The organism is Bdellovibrio sp. SKB1291214 (genome assembly GCF_002209355.2).
GTDB lineage: Bacteria > Bdellovibrionota > Bdellovibrionia > Bdellovibrionales > Bdellovibrionaceae > Bdellovibrio.
Window position 1 is genome coordinate 1,779,630 of record NZ_CP106855.1, and the last position, 19,978, is coordinate 1,799,607.

The 19,978-nt window shown below is 43.4% G+C and carries 16 protein-coding genes; 8 read left to right on the forward strand and 8 right to left on the reverse strand.

Annotated features, from left to right (window positions below; genetic code table 11):
* The first annotated feature begins 225 nt into the window (after window positions 1–225).
* Window positions 226–1,185 carry an alpha/beta hydrolase-fold protein gene (locus B9G69_RS08850; RefSeq protein WP_176400963.1) on the forward strand — a complete coding sequence of 320 codons (960 nt, stop codon included), beginning with the start codon at window positions 226–228 and terminating at the stop codon, window positions 1,183–1,185.
* A 33-nt stretch (window positions 1,186–1,218) separates the two neighbouring features.
* On the opposite strand, the gene B9G69_RS08855 is transcribed toward B9G69_RS08850, so the two are convergent.
* The 6 genes from B9G69_RS08855 to B9G69_RS08880 form a co-directional block, all read right to left on the reverse strand.
* A complete protein-coding gene (locus tag B9G69_RS08855) occupies window positions 1,219–2,937 on the reverse strand; it encodes an ABC transporter ATP-binding protein (protein WP_088615896.1) in 1,719 nt (572 codons plus the stop codon).
* A gap of 21 nt (window positions 2,938–2,958) precedes the next feature.
* The gene (uvrA, locus tag B9G69_RS08860) at window positions 2,959–5,880 is read right to left on the reverse strand and encodes an excinuclease ABC subunit UvrA (RefSeq protein WP_088617208.1); all 2,922 of its coding nucleotides are present in this window, start codon (window positions 5,878–5,880) and stop codon (window positions 2,959–2,961) included.
* A 20-nt stretch (window positions 5,881–5,900) separates the two neighbouring features.
* A complete protein-coding gene (locus B9G69_RS08865) occupies window positions 5,901–8,582 on the reverse strand; it encodes a penicillin-binding protein 1A (protein WP_088615895.1) in 2,682 nt (893 codons plus the stop codon).
* An 85-nt stretch (window positions 8,583–8,667) separates the two neighbouring features.
* Window positions 8,668–10,119, reverse strand: a complete 1,452-nt coding sequence (locus B9G69_RS08870; protein WP_088615894.1) for a hypothetical protein — start codon at window positions 10,117–10,119, stop codon at window positions 8,668–8,670.
* A 91-nt stretch (window positions 10,120–10,210) separates the two neighbouring features.
* On the reverse strand, window positions 10,211–10,678 hold the full coding sequence (gene mscL, locus B9G69_RS08875; protein WP_265438041.1) for a large conductance mechanosensitive channel protein MscL: 468 nt from the start codon (window positions 10,676–10,678) through the stop codon (window positions 10,211–10,213).
* Between the two features lie 12 nt (window positions 10,679–10,690).
* Complete coding sequence (locus B9G69_RS08880) at window positions 10,691–11,434, reverse strand: DUF481 domain-containing protein (protein ID WP_088615892.1); 744 nt, start codon at window positions 11,432–11,434, stop codon at window positions 10,691–10,693.
* A gap of 132 nt (window positions 11,435–11,566) precedes the next feature.
* Between B9G69_RS08880 and B9G69_RS08885 the strand changes: the two genes are divergently transcribed.
* The 7 genes from B9G69_RS08885 (at window position 11,567) to B9G69_RS08915 (ending at window position 17,768) form a co-directional block, all read left to right on the forward strand.
* Window positions 11,567–11,821 (forward strand): hypothetical protein, encoded by a 255-nt coding sequence (locus tag B9G69_RS08885; RefSeq protein ID WP_088615891.1) that lies wholly within the window; start codon window positions 11,567–11,569, stop codon window positions 11,819–11,821.
* A gap of 61 nt (window positions 11,822–11,882) precedes the next feature.
* Window positions 11,883–12,545, forward strand: coding sequence for a cell division ATP-binding protein FtsE (gene ftsE, locus B9G69_RS08890; protein ID WP_088615890.1), 663 nt, complete (start codon window positions 11,883–11,885; stop codon window positions 12,543–12,545).
* Entirely contained in the window at window positions 12,545–13,438 is an 894-nt protein-coding gene (locus B9G69_RS08895; RefSeq protein ID WP_088615889.1) for a cell division protein FtsX, read from the forward strand. The genes ftsE and B9G69_RS08895 overlap by 1 nt, the downstream gene beginning before the upstream one ends.
* Window positions 13,439–13,477: 39 nt before the next feature.
* Entirely contained in the window at window positions 13,478–14,575 is a 1,098-nt protein-coding gene (locus tag B9G69_RS08900) for a murein hydrolase activator EnvC family protein (RefSeq protein ID WP_254916915.1), read from the forward strand.
* A gap of 4 nt (window positions 14,576–14,579) precedes the next feature.
* Window positions 14,580–15,962, forward strand: a complete 1,383-nt coding sequence (locus B9G69_RS08905) for a S41 family peptidase (RefSeq protein ID WP_088615887.1) — start codon at window positions 14,580–14,582, stop codon at window positions 15,960–15,962.
* Between the two features lie 112 nt (window positions 15,963–16,074).
* A complete protein-coding gene (locus B9G69_RS08910; protein ID WP_088615886.1) occupies window positions 16,075–16,605 on the forward strand; it encodes a hypothetical protein in 531 nt (176 codons plus the stop codon).
* Between the two features lie 149 nt (window positions 16,606–16,754).
* On the forward strand, window positions 16,755–17,768 hold the full coding sequence (locus B9G69_RS08915) for an alpha/beta fold hydrolase (protein WP_088615885.1): 1,014 nt from the start codon (window positions 16,755–16,757) through the stop codon (window positions 17,766–17,768).
* A 52-nt stretch (window positions 17,769–17,820) separates the two neighbouring features.
* Here the strand turns inward: B9G69_RS08915 and B9G69_RS08920 are convergent, their stop codons facing one another.
* On the reverse strand, window positions 17,821–18,417 hold the full coding sequence (locus tag B9G69_RS08920; RefSeq protein WP_217897704.1) for a transposase: 597 nt from the start codon (window positions 18,415–18,417) through the stop codon (window positions 17,821–17,823).
* Between the two features lie 130 nt (window positions 18,418–18,547).
* A complete protein-coding gene (gene tig, locus B9G69_RS08925; RefSeq protein WP_265438042.1) occupies window positions 18,548–19,861 on the reverse strand; it encodes a trigger factor in 1,314 nt (437 codons plus the stop codon).
* Window positions 19,862–19,978: the final 117 nt, after the last annotated feature.

Genomic DNA, 19,978 nt, shown 5'->3' on the forward strand with positions numbered 1-19,978 from the left:
TTCAAACTCCCTTTCAATTTCTGTAACTTTCAAACTGTCGATATTTTTATCGTCAAGAAACTAGACGGACTTGAGGGTTGTGTCGAAATATCATTCAATCCCCGTCATTGGTCGAGTCTGTCTGAAACGTCTTTCCTGATTGAAAAGTGAAAAACTTCGTAATTTCAGATGTTTAATTGCTGACTCAAATTGAAACGAAAATGTGATGTGCTATCGTGAATGGATATGAAATGTCTAATTCTTATCATCCCTCTTGTTCTGATTTCCCCATTCACTTTTGCAAATTCGGATAAATGTCAGCCACTCGATGTGCAAGCGTTGAATATCAAAATTTTTGCCACTCGATGCTTTTCGACTAGTTTCTATTCAGAATCTTTGAAAAAGAATGTTGGGTACAACGTGATCGTTCCTCCTGGATATGTGCATGACGGAAGCATGAAATATCCATACGCGATCTTTCTGCATGGACGTGGGGGAGATAAGGATTCCTTGAACTACTCGGGGGGAATTGAAGCCTATGATCAAGTGGTGCGCAATGGTGGCCGAACGTTTTTGATCTTTTCTCCGAGTGGACAGAGTCACTACTGGATGAATGGTGCGATTTCTAAAGTTATGATGGCCGACATGGTGACGAAGGATCTGTTGAAACAAATTGAATCACAGTATCCCGTCATTAAAGACGAGCCTTGCGATCGCGCTTTGTTTGGGATTTCTATGGGTGGCAACGGAGTCGTGCGATTGGCTTTAAGTAATCCGAAATTGGTGTGCTCGGTGTTTGCTATGAGTCCTGTCTTCCGAACACCTAATGAAATCTGGACACCCGGTAGCAACAGTAAAGAGCCAAAGGAAGATTACTATTCCTATGGTGTTGGTAAAGACTTTGAAGAGCGCAGTGCCCGACATATCTGCCAAAAGTTAAAAAAACCAGGCAGCGATAAATGTTTACCGGTGAAAAACTTCGAGCTCGAGATTGGCTCAACGGATGCGTTTCTGAAAAGCACGCCAGATACAAAAATCTTTATCGAAGAGCTGGCTAAGGCTCATCCAGAGTTTAAGATTGGTATTAAAGATTGTGATCAGAAAGAAGTGTGCGAAAAACATAAAGACTGTAATTCGCACGCAGGCACATACTGGAATTGTCGTATGCCCTATGTGATGAAGTGGTTGTCAGAACACTTTAAGTAGTTGGCCCTGCAGATAAACGGCAGGGTAAGCGTTCTAGCTATGCTGTAGGTTATGAAAGTTGTGGTACTCGCCTTTAAGTGACAGAAGGCTTGCATGAGTTCCAATTTCTACGATTTCACCAGCTCTCATAACGACGATTTTATCAGCTTTTTGAATCGTGGATAGACGATGAGCAATAACCAGCGCCGTACGACCTTCCATCAAATGATCAAGACCTTTTTGAACTTCGATCTCGCTGGCAGTATCTAGAGCACTTGTCGCTTCATCCAGGATTAATACAGGCGCATCTTTAAACATGGCGCGCGCGATACTGATCCGCTGTTTTTCACCACCCGAAAGCAAATTTCCACGATCGCCCACACGACTTTGATAACCTTTTGGCGTCTTCATAATAAAGTCGTGAGCATTAGCAAGCTTTGCCATTTTTTGGATGTCTGCTCGGTCACGATTGTAATCGCCTGCCCAAATGTTCTTTTCAATCGAATCACTGAATAAGAACACATCTTGAGTTACTAGAGCTACATTGCGACGAAGTTCTTTTAATCCCAAGTCTTTGATATTAACGTCATCAATTAAGATTTCGCCTGAAGTAGAATCAAAGAATCTCTCCAAAAGATTTACGATAGTTGATTTACCGCTGCCGCTCGAGCCCACCAGGGCCACGACTTCCCCACGTTTGATTTCCAGGTTTACGTTTTTCAGAATCAGATCTTTTCCATAACTGAAGCTTACATTTTTATAGGTGATCTTTTTCCAGTCCTTAGGAAAAGGAACGGGATTTGCTACCTCAGGGACTTCCGATGGATTGTCGATTATTTCAAAAATACGACGAACAGAAATTACAACCTCTTGAATGCGAATGTAAGCTTCTTGGATTTTTTTAATCGGCGCATTCACCATCAGCAAAGAGGCGATGAACCCAATAAAGTTACCAGCTGTACCGCGACCGGCTGCGATTTCATAGCTATTGTACAATAGGATTAAAGGCACAAGGGCTGTCGCAATGAATTCAGTTGCGGGACCTGCAGCTTCCTGGCGTTTGAAAACAATTTTGCGAATTTTTAAAAAGATGCTGGTTTCATCTTCCAGACGTTTTGCCATGTCCTTTTCAAGGTTAAAAGATTGTATGACACGAACGCCATCCAAACTTTCCTTGATGGTTGAGGTCATGTGCTCCAACGTTTCGCGCTCTTGAGGGATGTACTTGCGCATACTGCGAGCAACTGATTTTAAGATCATTCCAATGAGTGGTGTGACGATTAAAACTGCAAGAGTAAGTTTCCAATCGATAACTACCAGGTTCACAATCAGGCCAATCAAAAGAAGCGGGTATAAAAAGATATCGGCAACAACGCGCAAGCCATCTTGAATGGTTTTAATATCATTCAAAATGCGACTGATAAGACCACCAGATCCGGTCGCATAAGTGTTATGAAAAGATAAATTCAACTTCATGAACTTGTACTGAAGTTTTTCACGAATTCTGGAGACAACAGCCTCAGCGATATAGTTCATATTGTACAAGTGATAATACCGAGCCACTGATTGAATCAAGCCAAGCCCGATAACAAAAGGCACTTGTCTTTTTAATTCCTCTTGGTTGTTAGCAGAAAGAGCGTCGAATAAAACTTTAGATAAGAAAGCGATTCGAGCCGTCGCAAGGGCATTCAAAATCCCTGTTACAGCAACAACCGTGAAACGCTTTTTGTGGGGTTTGATTTCTGCAAGTAACTTTTTAATCTCAGGTAGCATTCTACTTCCGTCTCGCGGGTATTATGCATTCCCGTCGATATAGCGTTTTAAATATTGGCCCGTCAGACTTTTCTTGGCCTTCATGATGTCATCTGGAGACCCGTGAGCAACAATATTACCGCCTTTTTTACCCGCTTCAGGGCCGAGGTCAATAATATAATCAGAGCCGCGAATCACGTCCAAATTATGCTCTACAACAACGACGCTGCCACCTGTTTCTATGAGCTTATTAAGGACTTTCATCAGCAAGTCTACCTCGCGGAAGTGAAGCCCCGTCGTGGGTTCGTCCAAAATATACAGGGTAGCCTTTTGTTGGACCTGAGATAGCTCTTTTGCGATCTTTAAACGCTGGGATTCACCACCACTCAGGGAGTTCGCAGGCTGTCCTAATTGCAGGTAATCTAAGCCCACTTCCTTAAGAACGGATAAAGGTTTACGAATGTTAGGATTAGCGACAAAGAAATTCATCGCTTCATTAACAGTCATCGCCAGAATCTCGGAAACATTTTTTCCTTTGTACTGAACTTCGAGGATTTCATTGCGATATTTTTTACCGTCGCAAACGTCACATGGAATAACGACGTTATCCATGAACATCATGTCGATTTCCTCGTAGCCAGTTCCCTTACAAGCAGGGCAACGGCCACCATCTACGTTCAAGCTGAACGTACCTGGAGTGTATCCACGAGCTTGAGCTTCGGGAGTCGTAGCCATAATTGTACGGATCGCATCAAAAGCCTTAAGGTAAGTAATTGGAGAACTGCGCGCAGACTTACCAATTGGTGATTGGTCAATCAATAGCACATTCTTGATATGATCAACCCCATCAAGGCCCGTGTACTCTTGGGCTGGAAGATATTCCAGGTCCAATGCCCGAGCTAAAGCAGGGTACAAAGTTTTAGAAATCAGAGTCGACTTACCAGAACCACCCACGCCCGTTACTGTTACCAGACGGTTTAATGGAATTGTGACGTCAAGATCTTTAAGGTTGTGGCCTTTGGCTCCCTTAAGCTCGATTTTGACTTTATAAGTATCGATATCCACGGGACGAATCGTACGAAGATTTGCCGAGTGCTTATTGTCTTTCAAATAAGGAACTGTATTGGATTTATCGTACTTGTAAAATTCTTTAGTGGGGCCGGAGTAAACGACTTCTCCACCAAGATATCCAGAGCCAGGGCCCATTTCGATGATGTTTTCGCTGGCTTTGATCACGTCGTGATCGTGCTCTACAATAACTAAGGTATTACCTAACTCTTTTAAGTCCTTAAGGATGGAAATCAAACGATCATTGTCACGAGGATGCAAGCCAACAGTGGGTTCATCCAAAACGTAAAGTGCTTGTGATAAACCCATGCCCAATTGATTTGCTAAAATCAAACGCTGGTATTCGCCACCCGAAAGAGTTCTGGTTTCACGACTTAAAGAAAGATAATGAACACCAACGCGAATCAAAAACTCAAGGCGTGCGCGAATTTGCTTTAATACTTCGCCAGCCACTTCCACCTGATGCGGGGATAGTTCGATCTTTTTAAAGAACTCACACAGATCCTCGATTACCATGGTTGAGAGGGTGTTGATATTCGCACTGCCAACCAAAACGTGATTTGCTTCCTCACGCAGACGTGCGCCCTTACATTCAGGGCACAAGAACGGACTGCGGAAGCGAGCAATGAACACGCGAACGTGCATTTTGTATTTGATTTGATCTAGGTATTCAAACAATCCACGAACACCAAAGAAATCGTCATTTCCATTCCAAATCACATCTCTTTGTGGTTTTGGCAGATCCTGCCATGGGGTGTGAATGTCTATTTTAGCTTTTTTGCAGTAGGCAAGAAGCTGCTTTTTTTCATGTGCAGCACTTGGCATCCAGAACGGGCTTAAAGCGCCCTGCGCTAAACTCATGGCAGGGTTTGGAATTACTTTGGCTTCATCAATGTCCAAAATATTGCCAAAACCTTTACAAGTCGGGCACGCACCAATTGGCGAGTTAAAACTGAAAAGTCGAGACGTTAAAGGCGGAGGAGTGTAACCGCAGATAGGGCAAGAGGACTCCTCGCTCACTTGCAGGCGTTGCCCCTCTGTTGTGAGGATAGTAGCTTTGCGCGATATCAAATTAGAATTGTATTTGATACTCGCCTCATAAGCCTGAGTCATGGAGTCTGCAATACGGCCACGCTCATCTTGATTGAAGCTCATACGATCAATGATCAAATAGAAAGTCTCTTTAGGAAGACCTTTTTTGATTGCTGCTGGATCGCCGATTTCAACAACCGTTCCCATTTCTTCGGTGGTTAAACCTGAAGGAACGACCGGTATGCTGATAACTTCTTCGACCGTTTTCTTTACAGCGCCCTTTGTTTTGGTTTTTTTAACTGTCGCTTTTTTTGTCGCAACGGGCTTTACCGAGGGTTGAACTTTTGGAATATAAATACGCAAGTAACCGTCTTGCAAAAGCAAAGAGTGAAGTTTCTTGGCTTGAGCCACTCGCCCATTTTCAGAGATTTCAACCAGGATGTAACCACGTTTTCCCGCGAACTCTTTGATGACCTTGTCCGTTGCTTCGGTCACGCTTTCTTTTTCTGTGGGACAATGATGGGTCGGGCAGTATGACTTACCAATCTTTTCGAAAAGCAAACGTAGGTAATCGATGACTTCTGTGGTTGTGCCTACAGTTGAGCGTGAACTTTTAACGGTGTTTTTTTGTTCAATTGAAATTGCCGGTGGAATATTGCTGATGCCTTCGATGTCAGGCTTAGGAGCTTTATTCAGGAACTGGCGAGCATAATTTGACATGCTCTCGATGAAACGGCGTTGGCCTTCGGCAAATAAAGTCTCAAACGCCAGAGAAGATTTCCCTGAACCACTCGGGCCGCAGATCACAGTCATTTTACCAACTGGGATCTTGACCTCGATGTTCTTAAGATTGTTCTGTTTCACACCCCAGAGGTGGATATCTTTCACTCAGATAAATCCTGTTTGTAAAAGTCTGTTGCTTCTTCTTGCTTACTTGAAGCAGCAGTGGGTTCAGTACCTTCAACGAAAGCCTGGCGCAAAATATTCTTAGTCGAAGCATTTGCAAGCTTGCCAGTTTCGGCATCGATGTTCGCAAACACAATACCATCTGGTACTGGGAAAGTCACTTGAGGAAGTCCTTCGTGGGCAGCTTTCATGTAATCTACCCAGATTGGCAATGCGGAGCGGCCACCCACCTCGCCTTTGCCTAGACTTTTTTCTTTGTCAAATCCCACCCACACACCAGTTGCGATCTGCGGAGTGTATCCGATGAACCACGCGTCATAGTAATTGTTCGTTGTACCTGTTTTACCAGCTACTTCACGACCCAAAGAACGTGCACGGGCTCCCGTACCGTTTTTATCTTCAACCACTCCGCGAAGAAGGGAAGTCATCACAAAAGCCGTCGTCGGTTTGATCAACTGATCGGGATCTTGAAAGAATAAATTTTCTGCCAAAGCAGCTTTTTTAGGATCTTTCTTTTTGAACTCCTCTAGTTTCGCGGGTTCAGATGCCAGCTGCAGATAATCTTTACGACGGTTTTCAAAGTCATCTTCATAAGTCTTCATCTCTTTTGCGAAACGTGTATCCAAAGAAATATTTTCTAAAATCGTTTGGCCGTCTGCATCCGTCACTTTGTGAATCAATTGCGGGCGAGTGCGCTTTCCAAGACGCCCAAGCTCCGAAAACGCTTTTGTCATTTCATATAAAGTGACGCTCGAGGAACCCAGAACCAACGTAAAGTCAGGATTCAGAGGACTGAAAAGGCCTAAGCGGCGAGAGTATTCGATAGCCCATGGTACACCCACGTCTTCAATAACTTTTACTGCTGGAATATTAAGTGACTGAGACAATGCGTTTCTTACGATAATGTCTCCGCCAAAACTTTTCGAGTGATTTGCGGGCTTCCATGCTTTGGATTCTTTGCCCTCTGCTTGTTGGCCTTCCTCATCACCAGTAGCCCCTTCGTATACAAGCGGCGCATCCATGATTGGAGTTGCAGGTGTATAGCCTTTATCTAAAGCCGACGCATATACGATGGACTTAAATGATGAACCCGTTTGACGAGGGGCTTGAATAGCGCGATTAAATTCAGATTTCGCAAAGTTAGTTCCACCAACCATGGCAAGAACATCTTGAGAGTCTTGATCGATCGATAGCAAAGCACCTTCAACTAATGGCTCTTGATCCAACTCAAGGTCCACGTATTTGTTGAAATCAGGAAGCTTTAATGGAGGAGCACCCTTTTTCGGAGTCATTGTTCTTGAAGGAGAGAATTTATCAGCGACGATTTTAACGTGAATCACGTCGCCTTTCTTCAAAGCGTCGGACGGTTTTTTGATAGTATTTAGATCATAACGTTTATCAACATCTGGTTTACGTGCCCAAGTCATTGTTTCAAAATCAATAAGCCCTTGAGAATCGGCGATTCGAACGTAAACCAATCCAGCAGCGTCATCGATATCTTGAACGACACCCTGAACAGTGTCTTTGATCTTAATATAAGTTGGAACAAGAGGGTGTTCTTTAGCAGCCTTTTCGTCAATTTTGGGTACGATATCTGAGAACTTGCCATCGGGCTGAATAATACGTTCAGGAGTCGATTCGCCAATAAGCTTTTTACGTTCTTCTTTTAGGAAGTTTTCAATATCTGCTTCGGAAGAAATTGTTTTTGTCGGCCCACGGAAGCCTTGGCGCTTATCTAAACTTTTAAGTCCCACCATTACAGAGTCTTGGGCAGCAAGTTGTTTTTGCAGATCAAGGCTTGTATAAATGCGAAGACCTTTGTTCAAAACCATATCGTCGCCTAGTTGAGCAACAAGCATCTGACGAACAGTTTCTAAAAAGAAGGGAGCATACTCTTCATAGTTTTCCCGCACGAAAACTTTCACTGGCTCCTGAATGGCTTTTTCAGATTGTTCTCGAGTGATGAAGCCCACATCAGCCATACGACGAAGAACGTATGTTTGTCGTTCTTTCGCACGTAAAGGATTACGAACAGGGCTATACGCACTTGGAGCTTGTGGCAAACCTGCAAGAATTGCCATTTCTGGTAGAGTTAATTTAGAAACCGGTTTGCGATAGTAAGTTTGAGCAGCTTGTTCAACTCCGTACGCACCTTCACCGAAATAAATTTGATTCAAGTAAAGGAAAAGGATGTCCTCTTTCTTAAGATTTTTTTCCATCTCCATTGCAAGCATGATGTCGCGCAATTTGCGCGTCAGAGTTTTTTCTGAAGACAACATCAAGGTCTTAGCAACCTGCTGAGTGATCGTCGAACCACCTTGTACAGAACGTCCGGCTCTTAAGTTTGCAAGGGCTGCACGGAAAATGGCTTGGGGATTAATGCCCTTATGTTGGAAGAACTGGTCGTCTTCCGCCGCCAGAAATGCATTCACAAGATCTTTAGGAATTTTGTCGTAAGGAACCAATGTGCGTTTTTGGTTTAAAAACTCGCCGATTTTTTTTCCATTGCGATCATACACCTGACTTACAAGTTGTGGTTTGTAATCTTGAACAGTGATGATTTGCGGAAGAGTTGCTTTAACAGATTGATAAGCAAGTACGGCTCCGACAACACCAAGAATTCCAAGAGCGACGATTGCCAAGATGATTTTTTTTAACACTGTAAGGGGCTCCTTTAACGAAGCCCCATTCTATCAGTCAGAAAGGTGAGGGTCTAGGGATACTAGCCCGAAGGCGAGGCGAAAATTAGTTTGTGCCTCGAGAACTGCTCGAGCCAGATTTTCTTGAAGAAATTTGGCAACTGTAGTCGGAAGTTTTCAATGCATCCGCACGTGCCTGAATGTCCTCAAGAGTTTCCTGTGCATCAGCTAACTCTCCACTGATTTGAGAAGCCGTTGTTGTCGCACCTGACGGAGGAGCGACTCCAAGTGAAGAAATCTGAGTATTCAAACGATTGATCTTTTCAGTATAGGTCGTTGTTTTCGTCGCAATAGTTTGGAGTTTTTGTTCCAACTTTTGTTTAGCAGCGGTCATCTTGTTCTGAATGTTCTGCATTGTTTTTGTAAGATTCGTTTCTGCTTCACTTTGTTCTGTAGTTGCTTCGTTAGTGATTTCTGTTAACTGAGTTTGAGCAGCGTCTAAAGAATCTTGGGTCTGTGCCATTGACTCTGTCGTATCTTGGATCTGCTTGCGGATCGTATCTTCCTCTTGTTTTTTAGTTTCCAGAAGCGCCTGGCGTTTCTGATCATAAACAGTCATGCAGTCATTCCAAGTATTGATTAAGTCTTCTTTCAGGCGTTTTGCTTTTGCGATCATGGTACCTGAAGCAAGACCGTTCAATGCTCCATCTTTTTGGGCTTGTGCTTTTTGGTCTTGCACTGCTTTCAAACAGGCTCTTTTTGCGGAAGCTTCCGTCAAGGCAACCAAATTTAAAGCTTTATCGCGTTGAGAACTAATTAACTTACCTTGCAGGTCTAGCAATGTGCTGGATTGGCTGCGAAGATCGTCCTTCACTTTGTTTTGAACTTCTTGGAAGTCTGAAGTCGCTTTACGTTTTTTTTCTGAGATCTCGCGTTTCTTGTCTTGCAGATCTTGTTGAGCTTTATCTAAATCTTCCTGAAGATCGGCAATCTCTTTGTTGAAGTCCTCTTGCACCTGCGCTTTTTCATCGGAAAGCGCAGCAAGATCCTCTTCAGTTTTGTCCAAATCATCAGTGTATTTATCTTTTTTATTGAAATAGTCCTGGAAAGAATATTGAGGACATCCATTTGAGGCTGAGGATTGTCCCATAGCACCCAAAGCAGTGCCCAAAGAGCTGTTTGAGCCACCAAGTGCCGTCGCAGCTGTGGAATATAAATTCAAAGATCCCGTGCCACCAGCATCGCTACTGCAGGAATCGACTTTGTCTTCGCAGCCGGAACCCACGCCCGCATCGCGACACAGCTTGCTGATGTCTTTCTTAGCATCGGTATATTCTTTTTGTAGAGACTGACAGAGAGATGCTGACGAAGTTCCCGTATTCCAAGGGTTCGCATACCCATAAGGATTTTGTGTGGTGGGAGTCACTGATTCAGTCGTAGTTTGGCTTGAGCCAGAAGTTATTGCCAGGGATGGCGAAAGCGGAGCGAACACAAGAGAGACAGTGGTGATAAAAAGATGAACAGATGTCTTCTTAGTCTGCTTTGATTTGGAATACATGTGCTTTCCCCCTAATGCTGATAATCAGTGCAATACCAGTACCAATTATCGTCACTTTTAGGGGGAAAGTTGAACGTCTCATTTCGAGATACTAGACGTTCATCGAGGGCGATTTTCCAGATAACGCCGATGATGTTTGCAAACTTCCACACGCAGAACATTTGCGAGCTGCGAGGGGAATCGTCGTTAAACATTCGGGGCAAGGTTTGGTCGAAGCGGTTGCTTCTTCTTTTTTCTTAAAGTGGTTGGCGGCTTTCACAATCATAAAAATAGCAAATGCAACAATCACAAAATCAATCACAGCATTTAGAAAGATACCGTAGTTTAAAGTCGGCGCGCCGGCTGCTTTGGCAGCGGCAAGAGTTGCATATGTTTGGCCATTCAATGCGATGTAATGATTTGAAAAGTCGATCTTTCCCATGCCCAAGCTTAGAACAGGCATCAACATGTCGCTTACAAAGGAACCAACAATTTTAGTGAAGGCGGCACCAATAATGATACCGACGGCAAGATCCAAAACATTGCCTCTCATTAAAAACGTCTTAAACTCTTTCCACATAGAAATTCCTTTCTAGAATTTTGCAACAAGGTTCAAAGTTGTCGTTGTCGTGTCGTACTCGCCAGTTGGTGCAGGTGCATTTTGATATTGTAGCAAGTAAGCTAGTTTCAATGAGAAGATGGAATTTAACATAACATTGATAGATGCCTCTGTATTCACTTGATAGCCATCCGGGTTTGTCATGTTAGGTAAGTACTCTGCCCAGTATTTGAATGAAAATTGTTTGTCGATCGCAGTATTGATTTCTGTGTAAAGACGTACCAATTGATCGTATGAACTTCCAATCCCTACGTTTTGAGTTTTGGAATAACGATAGCCCGCCTCTGCAGTCCAGTTAAATTTGTCACCTTTGGTTAACCAGTACTTCAAACCGACGTCTGTGGAATCACGTTGGATGTATCCTGCGTACACATCGCTTTCAATCTTTTGACTGGCGAACACTCCAAAATAGTCGTTTAATTCCCGGTCATAACGAGCACCTGCATTCCAATTGCGCACACTTTCAACATCGTTCGCTTCCGTGCGAATATACTGACCCGAAAGAGTGTAAATGTTCTTTTCCTGCTGATAAGAAGCTTTGCCTTTGGCCGCGTAATTTTCTGAATTTGAATTGCCAGTTACCATGATGGCACCTGCTTCGGCCTCACCTGCAAATGGTGGAGGAGCATTGATGGGCGCGGGTGCAGGAACTTGTGCATTTGCAACCACTGACCAATATAAAACTACAGGAACAAATAGAATCGAAACGAACTTCATATAATGACCTCCTATGACATAAGCCAAGATTATTAAGCGGAGTCTTGCCTGAAGAGTCAAATCATCACGCATATAAAAACTTGATGAGATCAGAATGATTTTTTGTTAAATTGAAGTTCGAGGTTTGTAGAAATGCAAAAAGGTTTTAATTCAGATATCACGGTACGCGGACAGAAATATCATGTTCAAACAGAGGACTGGGGAATGGCGAATCCATTTTTGGTAAGCCGTATTTTTTGTAATGGCGCCGTTTTGAAAACTATTAAAACTCCGCATGACCGTGTTCTGCAAACTGGGTCTTCTCAACACGCAGAAGCCATCAAACAAGCCCTTCATCGCCAACACTCAACAATCATTGATACATTGATGTCGGGCGGAATGCCTTAAACTGAAAAACCTCGACCTCGGGCGAGTATGAATCAGTCTCTATCTTTCATAAGATAGAGAAATGATTGAATTCTCCCACGTATATAAGACTTATCCCGGTCCGGTGCATGCTCTTAAAAATGTCGATTTGAAAATCGACAAAGGTGAATTTGTATTTTTAACGGGTCCTAGTGGAGCAGGTAAAACTACGCTCTTCAAAATGATTTCTGCCTATGATTTAGCCACATCAGGTGAAGTCAATGTTGCCGGTTATGATTTGGGTGAAATTCGTAACGGTCAGATTCCATTCTTTCGCAGAAAAATTGGGGTCATTTTTCAGGATTTTAAACTGCTTAAAGATCGTACTTTGTATGAAAACATTGCGCTGCCACTGCAGATCCGTGGTGATAAAACCCCTGCGATTCAACGAAAAGTCTATGAAGTGTTAGAACAGGTAGGCTTAGCACACAAACATGATCAGTACCCCGATTTCGTTTCAGGCGGAGAGCAGCAAAGAACTGCGATTGCTCGAGCTATCGTTCATCAACCAGGTGTTTTAATCGCCGATGAACCGACAGGAAACCTAGATCCCAAATTGAGTGAAGAAATCATGGATTTGTTGGAAAGAGTTTGTTCTCAAGGAACCACAGTTTTTGTCGCAACACATGACCACGAGATGGTTAAACGCCGTCATAAAAGAACCTTAGAACTTAAAGAGGGCATGATTGTGGGAGACACTAAATAATGCCTCCACAAAAGAACTTTGCTCTAAAATTTTCAACTTTGATTGTAGTGACTGCGTGTTTCGTCGTGATGGCAACATCGTTACTTATCTCAAAAAACTTTAGAAACATACTGACCCATTGGGGCGAAGACGTTCAACTGACAGTTTATCTGTCGTCAGATATTTCTGCCCAAGGCCGTGATGAGCTTGAAAAGTTCTTTAAAGGTCATAAAGATATCGGAACTTTTAATCTGATTACTCAGGATAAAGCCTTGAATGATTTCAGAGCTCAGTTGGCAAGCTATGCTCCGGATATCAGTCAGGACGAAGAGCTTTTAAAAATGATTCCATCCAGTTATCAGGTAAAACTTAAAACGGATATTGCCACGGATGCTCAAAGCCAAGTTTTGCAATCCATTGCAGCTGATCTGAAAGGTCGCTCGGGAATTGACGATGTTAGTTTCGGTCAAGACTGGGTGGAAAAGTATGGAGCGTTTGTTTCGGCAATCAACCTGGCTTTAAATCTTGTGGGATTGATCGTGCTTTGTGCATCCTTGTTTGTGATGTCCAACGCGATTCGTGCCTCTGTGCAAGTTCATCGCGATGAAATAGTCGTGATGGAAATGATCGGAGCCACGGCCGCGATGATCAGAAAACCTTTTCTTAAGGAAGGGGCTTTTTTGGGTTTCGCGGCGTCGACATTAGCCATCGGCATTTCTTTTGGAATGTATGTTGTGGGTAAAAGTATCGTCAATACTCGTCTGAGCTTTTTAAGACTTAATGAACAAATGAGTTTTATCTCTCCATGGACTGTCGCCGCTATCGTTATTGGTGGCACTTTATTGGGGGCGTTGGGTTCTTACCTGTGTGTTCGCCGAATCAACGATGGCTATGCAGCTGCGCAAAGGGTTTAGCACTTGAAATGGTCAATGGCCCTTGGGGCTTTTACTTTAATGTTTAATTTTTCTGCGGCACAGGCGGCAACTCCTGATGCAACACCTGCAGAACAAGTCCAAGCATTGACCAAAGACCTTGAGGTTGCGAAACAAAAAGTAGCGCGCGCTGAAGTAAAGCAGCGCCAAGTTCTTTCGGGGCTGTACGAAATTAACAAAAAAATTAAGAAAACAGTCACTGAGCGGGGCTCTTTAGCCCAACAACGAGAATTGCTTGAAGTGAATATTAAAAATCTGACTGACAAAGTGGATGAGCTTGAAGGGAAAGCGAAAGCTCAGCGTGCACAATTGGCAGAACGTTTAAAAGCTATCTATAAATTGGGTGGTCAACCTCTGGCAAGGTTCATACTGAATGCCGACAGTTCTGTCTCCTTGGACCGAAATTTAAAGATTTTAGGTATCGTTGCTCAACGTGATTTGGAGTTGATTAAAGGGTACAGGCACGACGTCCAGGACCTTCAATATAAAAGAAAAGCCTTGGCTCAACGCTTGGAAAATATGAAAGCGGTCGAGCAAGGTATCACGCTTCAAGAAAAGAAACTTATAGCGGAACAAAACCTTAAGAATAAACTTTTGAATGGCATTCGCAAAAGCAAGATGTTTGCCGAAAATAAAATCAATGATTTGAAACAAAAGTCAGCTGATTACAACGTGGAAGACGCCGGTGTGTTTGATACCCTTTTCAAAGCGTCTTTTTTGGATTCAAAAGGTGAGCTTCCAAGACCTCTTGCTGGAGTCGTAACGCAAAAATTTGGACTTATGAAAGGTAAGGATCACCCTTACACTCTTACCAGCAAGGGCATTTTTATTTCTGCAGCAAAGGGAAGTCCTGTAAAAACAGTTTTCGACGGAAAAGTCGCTTATGTTGGTGAACTTCCTGGATTCGGTAATACAGTTATTGTCGATCACGGTGATCACTATTACTCTGTCTATTCCCACGCGAGTGAAATTAAAGTAATTGCCGGAGATGAAGTAACTCAATCTCAGGTTGTTGCGATGGCTGGGGATGCTTCCGCAGATAATCCTGCCGGCTTGTATTTTGAAATTAGACATTTTTCTGAACCATACGACCCGCAACAGTGGATGAAAGGACTCTAACCACATGCAATCTATCAAACGCTACTGGAAAACGTACATTCTCGGGGGCATTTTGCTTCTGGTCCTTTTCGTCATGGCTGAAACGGGTTTCCAAGTCCGTGCATTCGCTCAAGAACGCTATTCAGAACTTCAAAACTTCAGTAAAGTTTTGAACCTGATTCAGCAATACTATGTTGAAGAGGCGGACACTAAAAAATTAGTTTACGGTGCGATCAAAGGGATGTTGCGTGAACTCGATCCTCACACGAATTTCATGCCACCAGAAATCTTCAAAGATTTTGAAACTGAAACAAGTGGTGAGTTCGGCGGTCTTGGTATCGAGATCTCAAATCAGAATGGTATTCTGACAATCATTTCCCCGATCGAAGATGCTCCAGCTTGGGTAGCGGGTATCAAAGCCGGTGATAAAGTTATCGCGATCGATGGTAACAGCACTAAGGGTATGAGTTTGGTTGAAGCTTCACAATTCATGCGCGGTAAAAAAGGCACTAAAATCGTTTTGCGTGTTGTTCGTGAGAACGAAGAAAAGCCTCGTGATATTGCAATCACTCGTGGTGTTGTAAAAATCAAATCAGTTAAATACACAGATATGGGCGATGGTTTTGCGTACATCCGTATCACAAGCTTTATCGAAAACACGGGTAAAGATCTTGAAACTGCAATTGCGAATCACATGAAAGCTAATAAAGGCCAAATCAATGGTTTGCTAATGGATTTGCGCAGAAATCCAGGTGGTTTATTGGATCAAGCGGTGAAAGTCAGCGACATGTTCCTGAAAGAGGGCGTGATTGTAAGTACAATTGGTCGCAACAAAGCTGAAAAAGAAGTGGCGATGGCTACTAAAAAAGGCAAATATCAAAATGTTCCCGTTGTGATCTTGGTGAATGAATATACTGCCAGCGCCAGCGAGATCGTCTCCGGTGCTCTTCAAGATAACAAGCGCGCCTTGATCGTAGGTCAACGTACGTTCGGTAAAGGTTCGGTTCAATCCGTTATCAAACTAGGCGATGGCTCTGGTTTGAAACTGACCGTCGCTCGCTACTACACTCCAAGTGGTGTTTCCATCCAAGCGGAAGGTATTCACCCTGACGTTGAAATTGAAGACATCGATCCAGAGGTTTTTGCGAAGTCCATGTCTAAGCAAACCCAGTCCACTCGTGAAGGCGATATCGCTGGTCACTTGAAGGGCGATAAAGAAAAAGCGGCCGAAAAGCTTGATGTCAAAAAGGGAGCTGAAGAGGGCGCACTTGCTTGGTGGAAAGACGTGGGGTCGAAAAAAGACGAAAAGCTATCGCCTCGCGACAATATCTTGAAGAAAGATTACCAAGCATATCAAGCATTTAGCTATCTTAAGGCGTGGAACACCATGAAGGGTTTGACGCGCTAGTTATTGATTCCAAAAAATAGGGGCCTTACTCTACTGCAACTTTAGCAGGCGGAGGGGCCTATTGTTTAAGAATATACTCACATTATTATGCGCAAGCGTAGCGGGAATCTGTGTGGCACATGCCGCAGATTCTGTGGGTTTTTCCTCAGGCACCCAGTTCAAAGCAACTCCCATTGAAGGCCAAGTCGTAGTTACATGCGAAGGATTTAATGGCGGGGGAGCAGCCACTTTCACATGTCGTGATGTCGTTTTAGATCCTGTTTCCTATGATTACTTTGTGGGCCCACGTGACGCTCGCGCCGTTCGCTATGAACTTCGCAACGTTCGTGAAGACGGTTCCGTGCGTTCAAAAGACGACGATTACGACGGCTCCCGCGGACGCAGCGGTTCTGCCATCAACTTGTGGATTTCAACTCTGTTTCAAAAGCCGTTATTGGCAGCCGGAAAAAATAAAATCAGCTACGCCATCTACGGCCAAAACAACCGCGAACCTTTAAGTGAAGGCGAAGTAACGATCAACGTCGCTCGCAGCACATCTCGCACGTGTCCAACAACTCACTACAACTCAGCCGACGTAAACGACTGCAACAGCCAGTACTCTGTTTGTCAACGCTACTTCCAACAATTCAACAACTGTAGATAACAAATAACTGCCGCTAATGCCGCTAAAAGGTACGGACACACTTTGTCCATACGTCCTTTTGCTTATCACCATGATTAGTACTGAAAACTAAAGAATGCTTTAGGGTAAGCGCTATTTCTTTTATCATTTTTCTCTCGGGGAGAATTGTTATGAGAAAAGTATTTCTGCTTTCGCTACTTGTTTTATCTGCGTGTGCTTCTCAACCACCTAAGACTGAAGAGGCTTCGCAACCGGTTCCCTCGAAAGGATTCGATGCAGAGCTGACCAAGTTCGATTATCCATTTCCGGTTTCATTCTATTCATTCCGTGCGCAAAACCAAGATTTGAAAATGGCTTACATGGATGTGGCGCCTGATAAGGGTTCTGACAAAGTGATCGTGCTTTTGCACGGTAAAAACTTTTCGGGTTACTATTTCGAAGACATGGCCAAGATTCTTGTTGGAAAAGGTTATCGCGTGATCATGATTGATCAAATTGGTTTCGGTAAATCGACGAAGCCCGCCCTCTTTCAATACTCACTTCACGGGTTGGCGTCCTACGCAAAAATGCTCTTGGATAATTTGAAAATCACTAAGTTCCAATTGGTGGGGCACTCAATGGGAGGCATGCTGGCCGCTCGATACGCATTGATGTATCCTGAAAACGTCACAAAGCTTTTCATGATTGATCCGTTGGGCCTTGAGGATTGGAAAACTTTGACGACTTATAAAAGCGTTGATCAGCTTTACGATCAGGAGCTTTCAAACAATATAGATAAAGTTAAAAAGTATCAGCTTGAGTACTATTACGACGGCAAATGGAAACCAGAATACGACAAGTACTTGGTGCCTGCCCAAGGTTGGTTCGAAGGCCCAGACAGTCAGCGTTTAGCCTTCACATCGGCTCTGACATCCGAGGCGATCTTTACTCAGCCTGTGTACTATGAATTCAAGAATCTAAAAATGCCAACGGTGCTTGTGATCGGAACCAAAGACAAAACAGCTATTGGTAAGGCCTGGGCCCCTGAAGAGAACAAAATGAAAATGGGCAACTACCCTAAGATGGCCAAAGACGTCATCAGCAAAATCAAAAAAGGAAAGCTGATTCAACTCGAAGGAATGGGTCACACCCCGTTCATCGAAAACCCAGAAAAATTCTGGAAAGCCCTCACTCCACACCTCTAAAGGTACGGACACACTTTGTCCAAAGAGCCGCCGGCCTGGCAAAGGTGGACGGCTACGTCCTTCTCAATCGTTCTGCAATTTTGAATTCTGTTCTTTTAAGGGCTCTATTGATCGCAAGATATCTTTCGGCTTCGAAGCTCATATTCAACCAGTCGAATCGATTCTCTGGCATCTCCGCGAACCATTCGTTCTCCTTTAGGAGAGCGATGCTTTTAGCTGTGAAGGTGGAGTAAGGATATTCCTCCGCCTTACTGCAGATGCCAGCCGTAATTGGATTTCTGATCACATATTTATAAATCAAAGAGAATTGCTGGGGATCTCGAATGAGTGAGCCTTTGTAAGGACCGCCGAAAACATGATTAATTCTTTGCGCCCGAGAGTTGATTATTTTGCTGGTCGTCTTTTGAAAGTAGTTCATCGCCTCGCCCAAATTCGCATTATCAGAGCATTGGCAAATCAGGTGATAGTGATTGTTCATCAAAACGAATGCATAAACACCAAGGCCATATTTATAAGTGGTGTCTTTAAGAGTATGACTAAAAATATCCCAACAGGTCGAGATGGGAAGATAAAACCAATCCTTATTATTTGATCTAGCCATCACGTGATAGGGGTGTTCGTTCGTATAGAGTATTTTCTTTCTCGCCATGATGGATTGTGCTGCGAGAGTTACGCCAGGAAGGTATTGAGTAAAACAGCGAGCTTGGACAAAGTGTGTCCGTACCACGAAAAAAGGCCCCCTTGCGGGAGCCTTTTGAATGGACAAAGTGTGTCCGTACCTAGTTTTGTTCGTCTTTGAATGTGCCGGCTGGAACTTCTTTTACTTTGATTGTTTTGTTCAAGAAGTTGATCACTTTTTCTTCAGTGATTTGGTAGCTCAAGCGGCTTGCTTGGTCAGGACGGCCATAGAATTCTTTGATACGAGAAACTTCGATACCAGTTTGTTTTGCGTATTCTTCGAATTTCGCATCAACGTCTTCTTTTTTCGCGAATAGATCATGTTTTTTCGCAATAGCATCAACCAAGAAAGATGATTGGATCATCTCAGTCGCTGTTGCTGTGAAATCTGCATCCCATTTTTGAACGTAAGAACCGAAGTCAGCTTCGCCCATGCCTTGATCAGCCATGCGCTTTTTGAAGTCTTCAACCAATGAAGCTTTTTGCTCTTTCAACAAAGAAGGAGGAACTTCAACTGGATTTTCTTTAACCAAAGTTTTCAAAGTGCGGTTTTTGAAGCCGTCTTCGATACGTTTTTTATCATTTGCTTCAAGGTCTTCTTGGATTGTTTTTTTCAAATCAGCCAAAGACTCAGGTCCACCCAAAGTTTTGATGAACTCATCGTTCAACTCAGGCAATACTTTTGCTTTGATTTCTTTCAAAGTAACTTTGAATTCAACTGCTTTACCAGCAAGCTCTGCAGAGTGGTATGGATCTGGGAATTTCAAAGACAAAGTTTTAGTTTCGCCTTTTTTCATTCCTACAACGCCTTCTTCGAAACCTTCGATGAATTGTTTTGCGCCTAATTCAAGGTTGTGATCAGTGCCAGCGCCGTTTTCAAGTGGCTTACCATCAACGAAACCTTCGAAATCAAGAACTGCAGTGTCACCGTTTTTAGCAGTGCGATCTTCAGTTACAGTTTCGAAAGTTGCGCGAGATGAACGGATGTTGTTCAACACATCGTCAACTTTTTTAGCGTCGAAAGTGAAAGCTTCTTTTTCAACTTCCAAACCTTCGTATTTTTTCAAGTTGATCTCTGGGCGCACGTCAAATGCTGCAGAGAAAGAGAAGTCTTTGTTTTCAGATGGATCAGCGAATTCGAACTCAGGGTAGCTGATTGGTTCCAATTTGTGCTCTTCCAAAGCTTGCGCGTAGTGTTTTTGAACTAGGTCTTGAACTACGTCTTGCTTAACACGGTCGCCGTACATTGATTTGATTGTGTTCAAAGGAGCTTTACCTTTACGGAAGCCTTTGATTTCTACGTCTTTTTGGATGCTTGTGAACACTCTGTTGAAAGATTGAGCTACAACTGCAGCTGGGATTTCGATGTTCATCTTTCTTGAAAGGTTAGAAACCTTTTCTACATTTGATTTCATGCGATTACTCCTACATGTTAAAAACCGTCGGATAGTAGGGTATGCCCTCTCTGAAGGCACCTTATAATGCCATGCGTAATGCCTATATTTACAAGCTCAGAGACACTTTAAGCATCT